This is a genomic window from Crocosphaera watsonii WH 8501 (assembly GCF_000167195.1).
Classification (GTDB): Bacteria; Cyanobacteriota; Cyanobacteriia; order Cyanobacteriales; family Microcystaceae; genus Crocosphaera; species Crocosphaera watsonii.
In genome coordinates, this window is sequence record NZ_AADV02000004.1 from 70,821 (window position 1) to 88,458 (window position 17,638).

The following is a 17,638-nucleotide window of genomic DNA, read 5'->3' on the forward strand; positions in this document are numbered from 1 at the left end:
ATCCATTGGTAAATGGCTATTCCCCTAGTCCATCCTCTGCTCTCAACCCGAACCCCTAACCGAGATAATTTTCGAAGATTGAAACAAAAACTATGAAACATACCCTTTCTGTCTTAGTTGAAGATGAAGCAGGTGTTTTAACCCGTATTGCTGGTTTATTTGCCCGTCGTGGGTTTAATATTGAGAGTCTAGCAGTTGGGCCTGCCGAACAACCAGGAATATCCCGTATTACCATGGTAGTACCTGGAGATGATAACTCCATTGAACAGTTAACTAAACAACTCTACAAATTGATTAACGTTCTTAAGGTTAACGACATCACCCAAACCCCTTGCGTGGAAAGGGAATTGATGCTATTGAAGGTCAATGTGAGTGCGGCTAACCGCGCTGAAGTGTTAGAAGTCGCTCAGGTTTTCCGCGCCAGAATTGTCGATATTTCCGATGATACCGTTACCATAGAAGTTGTGGGTGATCCTGGGAAAATGGTCGCCATTATGAAAATGTTAAGCAAGTTTGGCATTCGAGAAGTAGCCCGCACCGGAAAAATTGCCTTAACCCGTGAATCTGGAGTTAATACAGAATATCTGAAGTCCCTACAGGCTAAAGTAAGCTAATAATTTGCCACAGTAGAGGTTAAACCATCCCTATGAACTATAATCAATAGGAGTGTTTAAGAGATTAGCAATTATGAGCAACATTAACGAACAAATCAAAAAAGAAACAGAAGAAGCTAGAAACGTTTGTAGTACCGAGGGAGCAAGCTCTGGAGACTGTGCTGCAGCTTGGGATGCAGTAGAAGAACTTCAAGCAGAAGCTTCTCATCAAAGGGAAAAAGAAACCCCCAAAACCGGTTTTCAACAATATTGTGATGATAATCCTGATGCCGTTGAATGTCGAGTTTACGAAGATTAGGGAAAATAGGGCTTTTATCAGGCCACTGTCCCTTAAACTAACCTAAAATTCCTAGCAGTGGAGATACCCAATAATTTTCACTGCTTTCTTACCAAAAAATTTGTTCAATATTTGATAACCCTTTAATTTATTATGTCAGTTCTGGCGGCAATCTCAGTTTTAGTTATATTGATTTTTGTTCATGAGTTGGGTCACTTTTCGGCAGCTAGGTTACAAGGAATCCATGTAACCCGCTTTTCCATCGGTTTTGGACCTGTTTTGGCTCGATACGAAGGCAAAGAAACAGAGTACACCCTTTGCGCTATTCCCTTAGGAGGATTTGTCCTTTGCGCTATTCCCGATGACGATCCTGAAAGCGATATTGCCCCTGATGACCCAGATTTACTGCGAAATAGACCTATTTTTGACCGTGCAATCGTTATTAGTGCTGGAGTCATCGCTAATCTTATTTTTGCCTATTTTCTCTTGGTAGGACAAACAGCCACCGTAGGAGTTCAAGATTTACAACCTGGTTTAATGATCCCTCAAGTAGATGAAAATTCCGCAGCTATGGTGGCAGGAATGAAATCAGGGGACATCGTCCTCTCCGTGGATAATCAATCTTTAGGCAGCTTTCCTGAAGCAACCACCGTCTTTATTGATAAGGTTAAAAACGCTGCTGAGCAACCTTTGGAGTTAGAAGTTAAACGAGAAGAACAGATTGTAAATTTAACTGTAATTCCCCAAAGTAATGAACAAGGAGAGGGGAAAATTGGAGTTGGATTATTACCCAATGTTCGATTAAACCGCGCTCAAAATTTCCTCCAAGCTTTCAGCTACGGTGCAGAAGCTTATCAAAATGTAACCGTATTAACCCTACAAGGATTTTGGCAATTAATTAGTAATTTTCAAGAAAATGCCCAACAGGTTGCCGGCCCTGTTAAAATCGTCGAATATGGTGCGAGCATTGCTCAAAATAATGCAGGTAACTTGTTTCAGTTTGGTGCTTTAATTAGCATAAATTTGGCTGTTATTAATACCTTACCTTTACCGGCATTAGATGGTGGACAATTGGTATTCCTTATTATAGAAGGATTATTTGGTAAACCTTTACCCCTAAAACTTCAAGAAGGAATTATGCAAACAGGTTTGGTTTTATTACTCAGTTTGGCTATCTTTATTATCATTCGTGACACGGTTAACTTGGCAGTGGTTCAAGAGTTGATTCAACAAATTGGACTGTAGATAAAAGTTTAAACAGGAAACATCAGGAAAATTAATTAGTAGGGATGGGTTGAAATTTTGGAAGACAAAGCGAAATTAAAACAGGAACTGCTAGACAAAATTGGAGAGCTTAAAACTGCTACAGATGTTAATTTTGGCTCTCCAATTACTGATGTTAACTTAGAAAAAGAGACCATCAAAGAAATTGGGGGATTAACCGAAAAACTAGAAGGCCAAAACCCTCATTTATTTCCCCTACGTTATGCGGTAGACGTTCTCGATGGAATTTGGCACTTGCAATACTCAACTTCCAGGGAAATTCGTTCCTTAAGCAAGTTGAAATATGGCTTAAAAGTTGGCTCGGTTTATCAAGTTATTGATCTGAAAACTCAATCTTTCTTTAATCAGGCTTTTGTTAAACATCGCTTAGGATTAATATCAGGATATGTTCTCATTACTGCCACTTTTGAATCAGCGAAAGAAAATAGTTCCCCACTCCCTGATAAACGATTGAATATCGACTTCAAAAAACGTTATTTGGCTATCGATAAAATTGCCGGAGTAACAACCCCTAAGTTAAATCCTTTCAAAATTGTACCAGCCCGCAATCCTAAAGGAAGAGTACCAGTTTTTGATATTACCTATCTGGATGAAACTTTACGCATCGGTAGGGGAGGAGATGGCGGGATCTACATCTTATCCAAGTCAGATAATACAAAATTACCTACAGTGATCAGTGAGCAGTTACCAGTGATCTGATTTCTGGGTGAGAAGGAATCTCGGTAGGAGTTATTTATCTTTATCATTAAGTTTTATTGAGTTATAATAAGAAATAAGAACTACGGACAGTAAGTCCGTGATACTTTAATCAAATTAATAAACCAATTATGTTAAAAAAAGTTATTGCACCAATCCTTGTACTTGCCTTTGCCATTACAAATCTAACCATTTTAGGTTTAAATTTAAGAAACTTAGCCCAATCCCGTATTGAAGAGCAAGATTACTTCGTTAAAGTTGATCGTCAAGCCAATATAGCCATTGTTGAACCCAACTACGGTTACTTTTTCCATCCCGATCCAGAGGTTAAAGGCGATCCTACAGGAGAGGTTTTATATGAAGCTCTAAACAGTATTGAGCAAGAATATGGGGTTAAAGAAACTAAAATGATTAGTTTTGAAAGAAAAGGTTACATGATCCCTAACTTATACGTCTTCCTCAAGTCTAATCAACCCCAGGAAACTATAGCTAATAGTCAGTCTGTTGATCAATTATCCATGTAATTGAGTTCTCCAGGGGTTAAAACACCCTGGAATCAAGCGCGGATGTTGCTACGCGCTTTCAATAATGGACAATGGACAATGGACAATGGACAATGGATTTCCAACATTAGAAACACAGGTTAACCAGTTATAGCACTACAAAAATTAGTTAGGACATCACTGTAAGGTGGGCAGTGCATCTGCCTACGGGGTTGTGCAACTTTGTCAACATCAAACACCATAATGCGTAGTGCTATATCTACTCCAGGCAATAGTTAGGCAAGACTGATGATAAATTAATGTTAAAAATGCTTGCTTTTGATTGACTTGACATGGTATTCTAAGAATGATGTAAAAGGTGTGCGCTTATAACCTACCTTTTTGGGGAAAGGAAAAAAAGAAATAAAACAGTACCCAAACGCCAAACATTCTAATCAGTTAGAGAAAAATTGTTTTTGGATTGCACCACTACCATATTTATATGTTTCTTTCAAGAGCAGCTTTACATTCGTTTACTTTGTCTTAGTACAGAAGTTCAAAATCTTGAGGGTTAATGGGTAAGTTGAGGTTATTTTCAGCAGTTAGTCAAATATTGGGAACGAGAGATAGGGGATAAATTGAGCTATTTTTTTTGAGATAAACCTTCCCTCGATTATCAGTCTCTACGATCATACCACAACCCAGTAAACTCGTTGCTTATTGCAAGTAATTCTCACACATTTCGTTATGTAAACAAGCTCAAAATTTTTTATTTTCTAAGTTATTCTGTTTTTTGATAAGTTTTGATTATGAATGATGGGGGTAAGGGTAAAACACAGTGTTAAACCCATAGGGATGGTTTCGGTGTATCATCAAATAATGGCTAAAAAAGGAGCATTTTATGAGTTTTTGGCGACGTATTTGGGGGATATTTAATGCGGATAATGATGTTAATTGGAGTGAGACGGTTAAGGGAGGAGTGGAAGCGAGTGAGAAGATTTTTGCTTTAGCTGAAGCGGTTAATAAGAAGGAAAATAAGGAATTTTTAAAGTCAATATTAAAGCCGACCTCAGTAACGCCAACCTCAGTTTCGCCGACCTCAGTAACGCAACCTCAGTTTCGCCGACCTCAGTAACGCCAACCTCAGTAACGCCAACCTCAGTAACGCCAACCTCAGTAACGCCAACCTCAGTAACGCCAACCTCAGTTACGCCAACCTCATTAAAGCCTACCTCATTAAAGCCCAGATTCCGCACTTCAAAATGTAGTATAAAAAAATACATAGTTTCAAAAAGTCCGAAAATCATACCTGGGCAAGAATATTTCTCTTTTCATTAAATTTTTAGGAAAAATAATCAAATTAAGAAGATTTATACTCATTGAAAACTTAGTAAGACTCAGCACAAACGAAGGAGAGTTTCCTCTTCTCATTTGATATCATTAGACTCTTATTCTTTTATTATTTTTGCTTTATCCAATTCAATTTATAGATAATATCTTTGACAAGATGCAGGTAATAAACTCAATATAAAACGCCTTTCTTCTGTTAAATTGACAATTTGTTTAACTCCGTTTAAAATCACATAATGAATACCTTTAAAACATTGAAATATCCACCTCAAAGTCGGACGCAATGTTACTTTCCCTACTTGATTATTTATTCCTTTTTTGACTCTTTTTAAACAATTTCTTAATTCTCTTTGCCCCAAGTTATAAATCAACAAACACAAAGACATTAAAAATAACATTGTTTCTATTCTTTCTGGTTTTTCAACGAAGAAACTATCAGTAAAAAATAAGGGATCTTTCAAAAATCGAAATCCTCTTTCCGTAGATTGCTGGTTTTTATAAGTTATCAGAATTTCACTAGCTTCTAATTTATTTTCCTCTACTAAGTTAGTTGCTAAAATAAATTTTCCTGCTTCTTTAGTCTTTCTACTTATCTCTTCATCTTTTTTGATGATCAGACTAATCATTTTATAAATCTTTTCCTTTTTTTTCGAGTAAGTTTCAATCAGTTCAACTTCTTTTATTTCCAACAATCTCAATTTTTTATTAATAGCTTTTAATTTATATCGAGCAGCTTGAGGATGTTCAAATTCTTCAGATTGTATTTCTTTAAGAAATTTTTGGGATTTCTTCTCTTCTTGGGAAAGTTGTTTTTCTAGTTTTTCCAAATCACTTTTCTGTCTTTTTTCACTCAAGACTATTAACCAAGTTTGCTTGATTCCACCATAAGTAACAATTTCTTCTTTCCAGGTATAACTTTCTAAATTTAGGTCACTTCTTTTTTCTTTATCTTCATCTTTTACTTCTTCCACCTCTATATTTTGCACTAATTCTTTTGCTTTTTTTATGGTCATTGGAACTCTCGTTATCCATTTTAAATGTTGGATTAGTTGGAGATTTTCTTGACCATATAAAGCACTATCACAAACCATGATACTATCAAACTTTATTTGCTTTTTGAATTCTACTAAAACTTTTCCAAATACAGCTTTATCAGATTCATTTCCATCTCCTGCTCTCACAAATAATGGAATATCTCCATCTTGGCTTGTTATTAAATCCAAGACACATTGTTTTAAGTCTGGTCTATGATCCCGAGAATATCCTTTCTTAATAAAAATTGGTCTTTCTTTAATAATTTTTTCTTCTTCCTGTTTCTCTTTATCTTCTTCCCTTTTATATTCTCCATCTAAATGAAATGATGTGGAATCTAAATGGGAGTATTTAAGGTCTATTTTAAATTTTTTAATTACTTCTAAAACTACTTCAATAAAAATATCATTTAGTCCATATTTATATAATTCATCCATTACTCTCCCAATTTTATCATCATTAAGGTAATCAGGTTTAATTCTTTCTCCTAACAATTTCTCAATGGCTTTATCTTGAAAAAACTGACTGAATAAATATAGAGGTCTTGAAACAAATCCTAGTCCATTGATTAAAATAGACTTAACTACTGTACCTGCTGAGATTTTTTCTCTAACATCTATTCCTAATTTATTATTAATTATTTTGACTATTCCTATTTCATCAATTAAACCAGCTACTATCCCTAAATGGTCTAAATTTTTAACTTGTATTTCTTCTAAATAAGACATTTTTCGCTCTTTTTTTACAGAGGAAACAACTTAAGCAATTATCCCACTTTTTTGTCTTCAAGAGCTTAAGCAATTATACTTAATTATTAACCCCAGGCTTGTAGTATTTAATGCTACTTTTTGAAGTGCGGAATCTGGGCTATAAGACGGAATCAGTTGAACAGTACGTTTCAAAACACACAGACGGGACAGGTTTTGACCTGGTCTTCGATTCTGTTGGGGGTGCCAACATGCTTAATTCATTTGAAGCAGCAGCACTTAATGGTCAAGTTGCATCAACTGTTTCGATGTGTGAGCTAGATTTGACGTTAGCCCACTTCAAAGGGTTGTCTTTACATGTCGTGTTTATGCTCATTCCAATGCTGCACAATTTCAAAAGAGAAAAACATGGGGAAATCCTTCGTAATTTAAGTCAGATTGTCGAGTCAGGTGGACTAAGGCCTGTACTTGATGAAGAAAAATATTCCCTTGAACAAGTCGCACAGGCATATGCTCGTTTGGAAAGCCGACAAGCGATAGGCAAGGTAGTTGTGGAAAACTAACCCATTGAAAGGGGCATCAAGCCGACGTTATTAATGGCAATATCAATTTTTCCATTATTACGCCTTGGTGCGATCGCATTCACTTTAATGTTGTAGGGGTTAACGGCCGTTAACCCCTACAGGTTGCTATCATATCATTTCAATTTAAAAGCAATATTTTGAAAGGGATGAACATCAAAATAAAGGAATTGTCCTGAACTATGAATCGTCCAATAAGGATCGTGTTGGTTGTAGTGTTGAGAACCAATATAACGCTGATCAATAGAATTATAAATAACCTTGTATTCTCCAACTACCGGCACATAAATCTCTACATTACACTCAACTTGATAAGGAGTTTCGTTACGCACAAAAATAATATCATCCTTGTGATCTTCCCACTTATCAGAATCAAAACCAACATCGCTACCCCATCGGATAAAACTAAACCATTTTCGCTCATTATTAGAACCATTACGAATCATAGAATGGATGTTATGACGAGCTAAGGCCGGTTCATTACGAAGAAGCTGATTAAGATCGTGAAAATTGTTAGAAATTTGTTGTTGATGAATAGCTGCATAGTCCCCAGTTTTTGACCAGTCAACCCCCTGAAAAACATCAAAATAACCCTCTTCTCCAAACTCATCCCCCTGAAAAATCATGGGTGCGCCGGGACGAAACCAACAAAGTGCCGCTAAACCAATCAAAGGAACATGATTCCCCAATTCTGTGATTAGTCGTACCTTACCATTAGCACACTCATCGTGGGTATTCATGGCGTTAACCATAGTTTCCGCACTGTTATTGTGGATAAGAATCTCGATATGTTCAATTAAACGCTGTTCTATGGGAATTTGTAAATAACTGCGGACTCGGTGCATTTCCCCCATATTTTGGGCGTAAGTAAAACCTAGTCCCCCTTCATGCACGGGACAAGCTAATCTAGGGAATACCCGTCGTGACTCCTCCGCAATGGTAATAAATTTAGGTGCAGTATGCTGTAAACGGGCGTGTAAGTCCTTTAAAAAACGCATTCCAGCAAAATCTACCGCCTCAGATAACCAATATCCTCGCTCCTCAAAATAGCGATCGCCTCCTAAACCGTTAAAGAGATCCCAGTTTTCTGAGTCCACCTGTTCACGATCATTTTTGGGCCAGTCCCAAAAACCGCGATCGTAGTCGAAAAAGATTTGAGCAGCGACAGCATCAATACGGGCCCCATCAACCCCTAACTCGTGATACAGATAAGTACAAAGTCCGATGAGATAATTTTGAACATAAACATCCCCCACATTATAAATACGACTATTCCATTGATTATTCCAACCTTTTGACCCAGAATGATGATAGAGATCCGTGCCGTCGTAGTTTGCTAGGCCACAGTCCCAGTCTTGTACCCCAAACCCTAAAGGAACATCGACAATAACCCCAATACCGTGAGCATGGCAGTGGTTAACTAAATATTTGAAGTCGTCTACCGTTCCGTGACGTTCATAAATAGCGTAAGGACAACCTACCAAATATCCCCAAGATTGATGGATAGGGGTTTGAAATGGGGGCATAATTTGCACATGGGTAAAACCCATATAACCCAAATGACCAACAATTTTATGGGCAATGTCGCGATAGTTGCCATCATGAAAGGTAGATAGGTGCATTTCGTAAATGCTCATCGGTTCATGGGGCAGATCAATATGCTTATGACTCCAGTTAAAATAGTTGCGATCGCCGACAATACTATTAAAATTACGGGTGTCATCGTTTCCCCAAGTGACTGCCAACTGAGGACTAAACGGGTCAATACGAGACATTTCGTAAGGTTGGCCTAGATAATCACTATGATTCTCAATATAGTACTTATACTCCTTCCAAGTGAGATTTTCAGGAATAGTGATCTCCCAAACTCCCTCATCATTTTTGGTCATTGTCTCGGCAAAACAATCCCATCCGTTCCCTTCACGCAAGAGACTAACCCTTGTTGCACGAGGTGCATAGACTCGGAATATAGTTTCATTCTGACTAGGATGGGCCCCGAAATATTGATAAGGGTAATCTCGCTTGATGGTTTCGATGGATTGTTGTGTCACGGGGATTATAATTTTATTTGTAAATATTTATACAGTTTACATTAATTGTGAAAATTGTAGAAACTTGTAGGGTGGGCAAAGTTAGAATTTCAGTCAGTGTATCCAGAATATAGAGATGTTGCCCACCTAGATAAAATGGCGACTAATGATTATCAAAAAATAGATTTTGCTAGTTTAATAATTATTATTAAGTCAGACGAATTGTAGGATGGGCAAAATTAGAATTGAAGTCAGTGTATCTAGAATATAGAGATGTTGCCCACCTAGATAAAATAGCGACTAATGATTGTAATACTATTTTCATCAACTGAGACTACAGATTTTTATATTGTAGGGGATGTGTAGGGGTTAACGGCCGTTAACCCCTACTTTAGTAAATTGGTATAAAAAAATAGATTTGCTCTCCCGACAGTGTGATGTAAAAAATATAACAGACTACATATTTAAACTGGTGGGTTACGGTGCAGATAAAAACTTATGATGTTTTTATCAAAATTAAATCCGCACCTAACCCACCCTACGATAGGATAACATTTCCTGATCACCATAAATAGGGGAGAGCAAATAATTATTATAAATTCAAACGAATTGTAGGGTGGGCAAAGTAATAATTTAATTCAGTATATCTAGAATATGTATCGGTTGCCCACCTAACTAAAATGGCGACCAGTGATTGTAATTAAATTGTAATTAATTTATATTACAATTTAATTATAAAAAAAGCACCATATTTATAGAGAAAACATGGTGCATTATTAATTATATATTCAAGATTTTTAAAACAATCATCTAACCCTCAACATAAGCATAATTAGTTTGGAAAACAGGTTCAATTGTTACTTGCTTATCTTCAGAAACATCCACTAATATAGTGTCACCATCCTGAATATTGCCAGCTAAAATTGACTCAGCTAAACTATCTTCTAAGCGTCTCATAATCGCACGGCGTAAAGGTCTTGCACCGTAACTAGGATCGTAGCCTTCTTCAGCTACTAAAGCTTTGAAATCATCGCTAACTGTTAAAGTGATTTGCCGTTGTTCGTGCAATTGTTGAGCAACTTCTGCTAATAAAATATCAGCAATTTCTGTCACCTCAGATTTAGTTAGTTGACGGAAAACAATCATTTCATCCAAACGGTTCAAAAATTCAGGGCGGAAATACTGTTTTAACTCATCATTCACCGCTTCTTGAATACGTTTATAGTTAACATTGTCATCATCATTTTCTGTTTCAAAACCGAAGTTATAACCCCCTTTCTCAATTACTTTTGAGCCAAGGTTAGAAGTCATAATAACTAAAGTGTTTCTAAAATCAACCGTCCGTCCTTTACTATCGGTTAACCGTCCATCTTCTAACAGTTGCAAGAGTAAATTAAAGACATCAGGATGAGCTTTTTCGATCTCATCAAAGAGAACCACACTATAAGGTTTACGGCGAACTGCTTCGGTTAATTGTCCACCCTCTTCGTAACCCACAAAACCGGGGGCAGTTCCAATTAATTTAGATACTGTCTGAGGTTCCATATATTCCGACATATCTAAACGAATCATGGCATCTTTTGAACCAAATAAAAACTCAGCTAATGCCTTGGTTAATTCAGTTTTACCTACTCCGGTGGGACCCGCAAAAATGAAACTAGCAATGGGACGCTTAGGATTTTGTAAACCAATTCTGGCGCGACGAATGGCACGAGAAACAGCTTCAACGGCTGCATCTTGACCAATAATCTTCTTGTGTAAATTATCCTCTAAATACATCAAAGATTCTGACTCGGTTTCTGTTAGTTGATTAACAGGAACACCAGTCCAAGCGGTGACAATTTCAGCAATATCTTCTTCATCAACCACGGGTATTAAAGAGTCAGGATTAATAACTGGGGCTTCATTTTCTGCTTCAAAAGAAGGCTGCATTTTTGTTTGTAAAGAATGCCGTAAATGAATACGAGATCCAGCCTCATCGATCAGATCAATAGCTTTATCTGGTAAAAAGCGATCGCTGATATATCTATCTCCTAAATTGGCGGCCGCTTCTAAAGCTTTGGGGGAAAACTTGACTTGATGATGGGCTTCATATTCTTTACATAACCCCTGTAAAATTTCTATGGTTTCTTCTACGGAGGGTTCTCCTACCATCACTGGTTGAAAGCGTCTTTCTAAGGCTGCGTCTTTTTCGATGTGCTGACGATATTCATCCAGGGTAGTTGTTCCTAAACATTGTAATTCACCCCTAGCTAAAGCAGGTTTGAAGAGGTTCCCGGCATCCATTACCCCACCCATAGTTCCGGCACCGACTAAGGTGTGTATTTCATCGATAACCAGGATAATGTTGCCAGACTCTTTGACTTGTTTAACAATTGATTTTAATCTTTCCTCAAAGTCCCCACGGAAGCGAGTTCCTGCCACTAATAACCCCATATCCAGGGCGAATACCTGCTTATCTTGTAAAATTTCGGGTATATCACCCTCTACGATCCGTTGGGCTAACCCTTCGGCGATCGCCGTTTTACCCACCCCAGGTTCCCCTACCAATACAGCATTATTCTTGCTACGACGGCCAAGAATTTGGATCACCCTTTCAATTTCTTGCGATCGCCCTACAACTGGGTCTATTTGCCCGTCTCTAGCCTTTTGTTTCAAATTCGTAGCAAACTGCTCCAAAGTAGCCTTAGATTGGGAAAAACTAGGGGATGGAGCGGATTTTTCCCCTGCGGTCACTGGTACAGGTTCCTCTTCCCCTAACTTTTTCACCAGGGTAGTGCGTAACTCCTGAATATCAATACCTTGAGAAATTAAAACCTTTACTGCTACTGTGTTGGCATCACTCAACAGCACCATCAAAATGTATTCTGGGGTGACAAAACTATTATCTTTACTGGCTATTTCAAAGGATTTTTCTAAAGTTTGTTTGACTGTAGGAGTAAATGGCAAATTACTGGGGCTAAACCCTGCACCTTTACCCCTTAAGCGTTCGATGGTTTGTCTTGTGCTTGTTAAGTTTAAGCCCATACTTTGTAAAACCCTAGCAGACAAAGAGTTTCCTTGACTCAGTAACCCTAATAATAGGTGTTCTGTTCCCACTAAGTTTTGTCCCATACGCTGCGCCTCTTCTTGGGCCAACATGATGGCTTTGATGGCTTTATCGGTAAAATTCTCAAACATAAGTTTCTGGGTGACAGTTTGTTACATTTCTTAACACTATAATTCATACTGTATCGTTTTTTGGCCAGGAATGGAGTGAGGATAGCCGTAATTAAGTTTGGGGAGTGTGAGCAGGATGCTCACTAACCTAAGTAGAGACTGGGTGACGGGGCAGAGAGGGGAGCAAAATATTAATATTTCTTCTAATCTTAGCTGTTGATTTTTTTTTGATATTAAGATATGGTAATTACATAGTTATGAATACGCAACAATTTAAGCAAAATAAAGCACTTATATAAAGTTAACAAAAAGCCAGTGATTACGATCACGGCGGTGATGGACTATGATCACAATGTTTAGGGTATTAATCAGTTAAACTAATCACAATAGGTTCTCGAAGTAATAACTAATTGCTCGTCAGAATTTGGTTGAATTTCAGAGATACTTATGCTTATAGAAATTCTATATATCTAGTAATTAACATCCATAGCGAGTAAAAAAAATTGGGGGATAAAACAAAGCAACAAGGAGAAAAATTATGATTACAGCGCGCCGATGGGTGTCTCTTTTGAACAGGAGGGGGTAAATTAGATTGATTCATTCGAGCAAGTTGACCCTTAATGGGTGAATCTTCTGAAGAAAGACAAATTTTAATTGTCGGTCCAGAACTCGCCAAGCGTATCGTCATACCATCGGTGACTTGTTTTTGCTCAATTAATTTTTCTTCGATATAAGTCCCATTGGTTCCCAAGTTAACTATTTCCCAGTGATTGTTTTCGTGGCGAATTTCTAAATGATGACGGGAAACCACGGCACTGTAGAGAACTACTTCATTATCAGTGGAACGACCAATACGAATAGTCGCTGTTGTTTTAAATGTCCAACTTTGGACAGGAGTGGTTTTGGTCGGATGCAGTAAAGTTAGAGTAATCACCGAAATTCTAGCTTATAGAGAGTGTTTCACCACTGAGTTTTCATTGCCTGGCTCAAAAAACAGTATGACACAGTATTTAAACCTATTATTATAATAAATCCTTGTTAAGCTTAGACAAGACTTCTTGTAAAAATTGAGTAATACCATTATCAGTGAGCAGTGGACAGTTATCAGTTAAATTTGTTGATTATTATTCGTCATTCACTGTCAAGAGATGATTACAAAACCATTATTGGGGGTTCATAAAAATGCGTGTTAAGATTTGTGGCATTACTCAAGTCCAACAAGGACAGGCGATCGCAGAACTGGGTGCAACTGCTCTCGGTTTTATCTGTGTTGAGCGATCGCCCCGCTATATCAACTCTCAACAAATTCAGGAAATTATTCGAGTTATCCCAACAAATATAGACCTTATTGGGGTTTTTGCCAACCCCAGTTTAACAAAGATTAAAGGAGTTCTACAGGTAGCGCAATTAACAGCAATACAACTACATGGAGACGAAACACCGGAATTTTGCGCTCAGGTTAAACAATTATGGCCTCATTTAGAAATTATTAAAGCCTTTAGAATTAAAACCGTTGGCTCTTTGGAAAATATTCCTCAATATGTGGAGGCCATCGATACTTTACTCTTAGACGCTTATGATCCTCAACAGTTAGGGGGAACCGGAAAAACCTTAAACTGGGATATTTTAGCCACTTTTAAGCCCGATCGTCCCTGGTTTTTGGCAGGAGGACTAAACCCTAACAATATTTTACAAGCTCTTGACAATTTAGCACCGGATGGCATCGACCTATCCAGTGGAGTTGAGCGATCGCCTGGAGATAAAGAGATAGGTAAAGTGGCTCAATTATTCACCAAATTGAACCAGGTACACTCAAAAAATAAGTATTAACTTTGTTACGAAAAGCGTCAAATAATGAACAATTGCTAAGTTGGGCTGACCATTATTCTTTTAATATCTTAAAATTTAATTAAGAAGCGAAATTCTTTGCTTAAAATAACTTGTCGATTGGGTCAAGAGTAACAGTTTCTAAATCTTAACTTCCGAATTTTGTTCCTTTATTAGTCAGCCAAGGAATGTTGAGAGTCTGTTGCTTTTTATTAACTAAGGTGATTTTTGATAAAGGAGATCCCTTAAGATCCCCCCTAACCCCCCTTTTTAAGGGGGGAATAATTGGAAAAGGAGGTATATTTAAGAGTGGATATCACCTAAGAGTTGCTACATTTCCCTGGAAAAAGTTGCTAAAAAATAAGGAATAAAAAATTATGAATGGATTACTTGCCGATGCTAGTACAAGACTGGAAAAAGCTTTAAGATATACCAGAATTTCTGAGGATGCTATTGAACGATTAAAATATCCTAAAACCAGTTTAAGTGTCTCTATTCCTGTGAGGATGGATGACGGTTCATTAAGAATTTTTTCAAGGGTACCGAGTGCGTTATGACGACACCAGAGGACCCGGAAAAGGTGGGGTTCGATATCATCCCAATGTTACCATGGATGAGGTGCAATCTTTAGCCTTTTGGATGACTTTTAAATGTGCTTTATTAAACCTACCCTTTGGGGGGGCAAAAGGGGGAATAACCCTTAATCCGAAAGAACTTTCCAAACAAGAACTAGAAAGGCTCAGTCGGGGGTATATTGAGGCGATCGCAGACTTTATTGGCCCTGATATCGATATCCTTGCACCGGATGTCTATACTAATCAAATGATCATGGGTTGGATGATGGATCAATATAATATTATCCAACGAAAAATAAGTCCTGGTGTAGTTACTGGTAAACCCCAAACTATGGGAGGTAGTCAAGGAAGAGATACAGCAACAGGAACAGGTGCTTATTATGTGATTCAAACCATACTCCCTAAGTTTGAACTAATACCAGAAAAGACAACTGTTGCCGTACAAGGGTTTGGAAAAGCAGGGGCAGTGGTAGCAGAATTATTAGGAAAAGTTGGCTACAAAGTAGTAGCAGTTAGTGATTCTAAAGGAGGAATTTATGCTGAACAGGGATTAGATATTGTTAGTATTCGTAACTATAAAGAAGAACATCAAGGTATTGCAGCTATTTATTGTCAAGATACTGTTTGCAATATTGGTGAACATCAAAGTATCACCAATGAGGAGTTATTAGGGTTAGATGTAGATGTTTTAATTCCGGCAGCTTTAGAAAACCAAATAACAGAGGAAAATGCAGATAATGTCAGGGCAAAGTTTATCTTTGAAGTTGCTAATGGTCCGATTAATTCTGCTGCTGACACGATTTTAGATGAGAAAGGAATCTATGTCTTTCCTGATATTTTAGTCAACGCCGGAGGGGTAACAGTTAGCTATTTTGAATGGGTACAAAATCGGAGTGGTTTATATTGGACAAAGACAGAAGTTAATCAACGAATGAGAGATAAAATGATGAGTGAAGCCCAGGAAGTTTGGGTGTGATTCGTTGGGCTAGAAAGCTTGTACCAAGTATAAGTGTGTAGCCCGTTCTGTACCTTTATAACAGAATAACTGTTGGTTTGTTGGCTAAAGGAGCCAAACTCGGAATCAAAGGAGTAAAATCCTAAGAGTAACGACATAACCCTCCGTTTTGGACTTAGTAAAACCAGGATGGAAGCAGGGTTAAAAGGGGATAACCACTATGAAACAGCACAAGAAATCCTCAAGTCAATCGGTCATGGTTAAACATTACGTTGAATCATTGACTTGAACCCTCAAGACCTGGAAGTAGCCAAAACTGTTTGATAGGCTGCGTTCAAAAAGAACATGGTGAAAAGTGGAGTTTTCTGAGTGACATCCACACCGATTCCTGAAAAGTAACCTGGGGGAGAGATGAAACCTAAAACCGATATACCCAAGCCAACGGAACGAATTAAGTCCATGACTGCTCTTATCACTGGTCGAGTAGATAAGTAGGAACAAACTTAAGCGCAAGGGTCATGGATGTGAGAAGTAATAAGAAGCAAACGCCTACTTGTAACGAGTACGGATATGCCGACGTATTACTGGTGGATTAGATGAAATAGTCTCTACTAGAGGTAGTTAAATGTCAAATGCGAGTATAACCAAGACTACGCCGGAATGGAACACTATAAACTGGGCAAAAGTCCAAAGAAAAGTGTTTAAGCTTCAAAAAAGAATATTTCAAGCTGTTAAATCAGGTAATAAAGTCAAAGCTAAAAAGCTCCAGAAGTTACTATTAAAGTCACACTATGCAAAGCTCTTAGCCATACGCAAAGTGACCCAAGACAACCAAGGCAAGAAAACGGCTGGCGTTGATGGGAAAAAGTCACTACGACCTAACCAAAGATTAATGTGGTGTTATGGACAAAGGCATCTTTGAGGAAACCGACTCAGGTACACCTCAAGGCGGTGTAATAAGCCCATTACTGGCAAACATTGCACTACACGGAATGATAAAAGACGTAGAAAACTACTTCCCTCGCACAAAACGCCAAGGAAATGGAACTATCGTATGGGACTATAAACCTAGAATCATTCGCTATGCCGATGATTTCGTAGTTCTTCATAAGGACTACGACGTTATTCTACAATGTAAAAAACTGATTGCACAATGGTTAGAAAAAGTCGGACTGGAATTAAAACCAGAAAAGACCTCCATCAGACATACTTTAAAAAGTATCGAACATGACGGAAAAACCATTAAACTAGGTTTTGAGTTTCTTGGATTCAATGTCAGGTCATACCCTGTAGGAGAACACCACTCTGGTAGAACAGGGGGAAATAATTCCACAACAATTGGATTCAAAACGTTAATCAAACCTAGCAAAAAGAAAATACTAGCTCATCATGAGGCAATCAAAGAGGTTATCAAAGCCCATAAGAAAGCCCCACAATCAGCACTAATCGCAAGATTAAACCCCATTATAAGAGGATGGTGTAACTACTACCGAACTGTAACAAGCAAAGTAACGTTCGCATCCGAAGACTATTTACTATGGGAGATGCTTAGAGCATGGACAGTTAGCAGGAAAAAGAAAAAGACACCATTGATTAAAGCTCTCAGAAAATATTTCTCACACGGAAAACACGGATTTTGGACCTTCCAAACAACAGGAGCAATCCTCTACCATCATGCCGAAACGGAAATAAAGAGACATACACTGGTAAAGCCTGAAGCATCACCCTATGACGGAAATTGGACCTATTGGAGTAAAAGAAGGGGTACATATACTGGGACACCAACTAGAGTAGCAAAACTCTTAAAGAAACAAAAAGGTATATGTCCTCAATGTAAGCAACACTTTACACCTGATGACTTGATAGAAGTTGACCACATTATCCCTAAATCGAAAGGTGGAAAGGATGAGTTCAACAATCTACAAGCTCTACATCGTCACTGTCATGATGTCAAAAGCAAAAATGATTATCTCTATGATTGGCTAGATAATGGCTATGAATGGAAAGACGACGTATTAACAGTACCCATGACAAGGGACTAATTGCCGAGAGCCGTATGAGGTGAAAGT

Annotated in this window: 12 protein-coding genes and 3 pseudogenes; 11 read left to right on the forward strand and 4 right to left on the reverse strand. The window is 37.9% G+C overall.

Annotation, left to right across the window (positions count from 1 at the left end; genetic code table 11):
* The first annotated feature begins 92 nt into the window (after positions 1 to 92).
* The 7 genes and pseudogenes from ilvN to CWATDRAFT_RS41700 form a co-directional block, all read left to right on the forward strand.
* Positions 93 to 614: an acetolactate synthase small subunit gene (gene ilvN, locus CWATDRAFT_RS09075; protein ID WP_007304707.1), complete on the forward strand. Its 522-nt coding sequence runs from the start codon at positions 93 to 95 to the stop codon at positions 612 to 614.
* Between the two features lie 73 nt (positions 615 to 687).
* Complete coding sequence (locus CWATDRAFT_RS09080; protein ID WP_007304708.1) at positions 688 to 912, forward strand: Calvin cycle protein CP12; 225 nt, start codon at positions 688 to 690, stop codon at positions 910 to 912.
* 132 nt (positions 913 to 1,044) lie between these two features.
* Positions 1,045 to 2,136, forward strand: a complete 1,092-nt coding sequence (gene rseP, locus CWATDRAFT_RS09085) for an RIP metalloprotease RseP (protein ID WP_007304709.1) — start codon at positions 1,045 to 1,047, stop codon at positions 2,134 to 2,136.
* A 57-nt stretch (positions 2,137 to 2,193) separates the two neighbouring features.
* Positions 2,194 to 2,874, forward strand: coding sequence for a PAP/fibrillin family protein (locus CWATDRAFT_RS09090; RefSeq protein ID WP_007304710.1), 681 nt, complete (start codon positions 2,194 to 2,196; stop codon positions 2,872 to 2,874).
* 128 nt (positions 2,875 to 3,002) lie between these two features.
* Positions 3,003 to 3,395 carry a hypothetical protein gene (locus tag CWATDRAFT_RS09095; RefSeq protein ID WP_007304711.1) on the forward strand — a complete coding sequence of 131 codons (393 nt, stop codon included), beginning with the start codon at positions 3,003 to 3,005 and terminating at the stop codon, positions 3,393 to 3,395.
* A gap of 859 nt (positions 3,396 to 4,254) precedes the next feature.
* The gene (locus CWATDRAFT_RS38405; protein ID WP_198138960.1) at positions 4,255 to 4,488 is read left to right on the forward strand and encodes a hypothetical protein; all 234 of its coding nucleotides are present in this window, start codon (positions 4,255 to 4,257) and stop codon (positions 4,486 to 4,488) included.
* A 25-nt stretch (positions 4,489 to 4,513) separates the two neighbouring features.
* A pseudogene (locus CWATDRAFT_RS41700) lies at positions 4,514 to 4,621 on the forward strand (pentapeptide repeat-containing protein); the annotation flags it as partial.
* A 216-nt stretch (positions 4,622 to 4,837) separates the two neighbouring features.
* Here CWATDRAFT_RS41700 and CWATDRAFT_RS09105 read toward each other — a convergent pair.
* Positions 4,838 to 6,463 carry an IS1634-like element ISCwa1 family transposase gene (locus CWATDRAFT_RS09105; RefSeq protein ID WP_007304825.1) on the reverse strand — a complete coding sequence of 542 codons (1,626 nt, stop codon included), beginning with the start codon at positions 6,461 to 6,463 and terminating at the stop codon, positions 4,838 to 4,840.
* 110 nt (positions 6,464 to 6,573) lie between these two features.
* Between CWATDRAFT_RS09105 and CWATDRAFT_RS09110 the strand changes: the two genes are divergently transcribed.
* Positions 6,574 to 7,005 carry a zinc-binding dehydrogenase gene (locus CWATDRAFT_RS09110; RefSeq protein WP_198138961.1) on the forward strand — a complete coding sequence of 144 codons (432 nt, stop codon included), beginning with the start codon at positions 6,574 to 6,576 and terminating at the stop codon, positions 7,003 to 7,005.
* A gap of 134 nt (positions 7,006 to 7,139) precedes the next feature.
* Here the strand turns inward: CWATDRAFT_RS09110 and CWATDRAFT_RS09115 are convergent, their stop codons facing one another.
* From CWATDRAFT_RS09115 to CWATDRAFT_RS09125, 3 genes are all read right to left on the reverse strand, one after another.
* Positions 7,140 to 9,074, reverse strand: coding sequence for an alpha-amylase family glycosyl hydrolase (locus CWATDRAFT_RS09115; protein ID WP_007304824.1), 1,935 nt, complete (start codon positions 9,072 to 9,074; stop codon positions 7,140 to 7,142).
* A gap of 789 nt (positions 9,075 to 9,863) precedes the next feature.
* The gene (locus CWATDRAFT_RS09120; RefSeq protein WP_007304823.1) at positions 9,864 to 12,233 is read right to left on the reverse strand and encodes an ATP-dependent Clp protease ATP-binding subunit; all 2,370 of its coding nucleotides are present in this window, start codon (positions 12,231 to 12,233) and stop codon (positions 9,864 to 9,866) included.
* A gap of 430 nt (positions 12,234 to 12,663) precedes the next feature.
* Complete coding sequence (locus CWATDRAFT_RS09125; protein WP_007304822.1) at positions 12,664 to 13,146, reverse strand: FHA domain-containing protein; 483 nt, start codon at positions 13,144 to 13,146, stop codon at positions 12,664 to 12,666.
* Between the two features lie 248 nt (positions 13,147 to 13,394).
* Between CWATDRAFT_RS09125 and CWATDRAFT_RS09130 the strand changes: the two genes are divergently transcribed.
* The 3 genes and pseudogenes from CWATDRAFT_RS09130 to CWATDRAFT_RS09145 all read left to right on the forward strand — a co-directional run bounded on the left by CWATDRAFT_RS09130 (position 13,395) and on the right by CWATDRAFT_RS09145 (position 17,611).
* Positions 13,395 to 14,042: a phosphoribosylanthranilate isomerase gene (locus CWATDRAFT_RS09130; protein WP_007304712.1), complete on the forward strand. Its 648-nt coding sequence runs from the start codon at positions 13,395 to 13,397 to the stop codon at positions 14,040 to 14,042.
* Positions 14,043 to 14,416: 374 nt separating this feature from the next.
* Positions 14,417 to 15,584 (forward strand): annotated as a pseudogene (locus tag CWATDRAFT_RS09140) (Glu/Leu/Phe/Val family dehydrogenase); the annotation flags it as partial.
* A gap of 610 nt (positions 15,585 to 16,194) precedes the next feature.
* Positions 16,195 to 17,611: pseudogene (locus tag CWATDRAFT_RS09145) on the forward strand (group II intron reverse transcriptase/maturase).
* Positions 17,612 to 17,638: the final 27 nt, after the last annotated feature.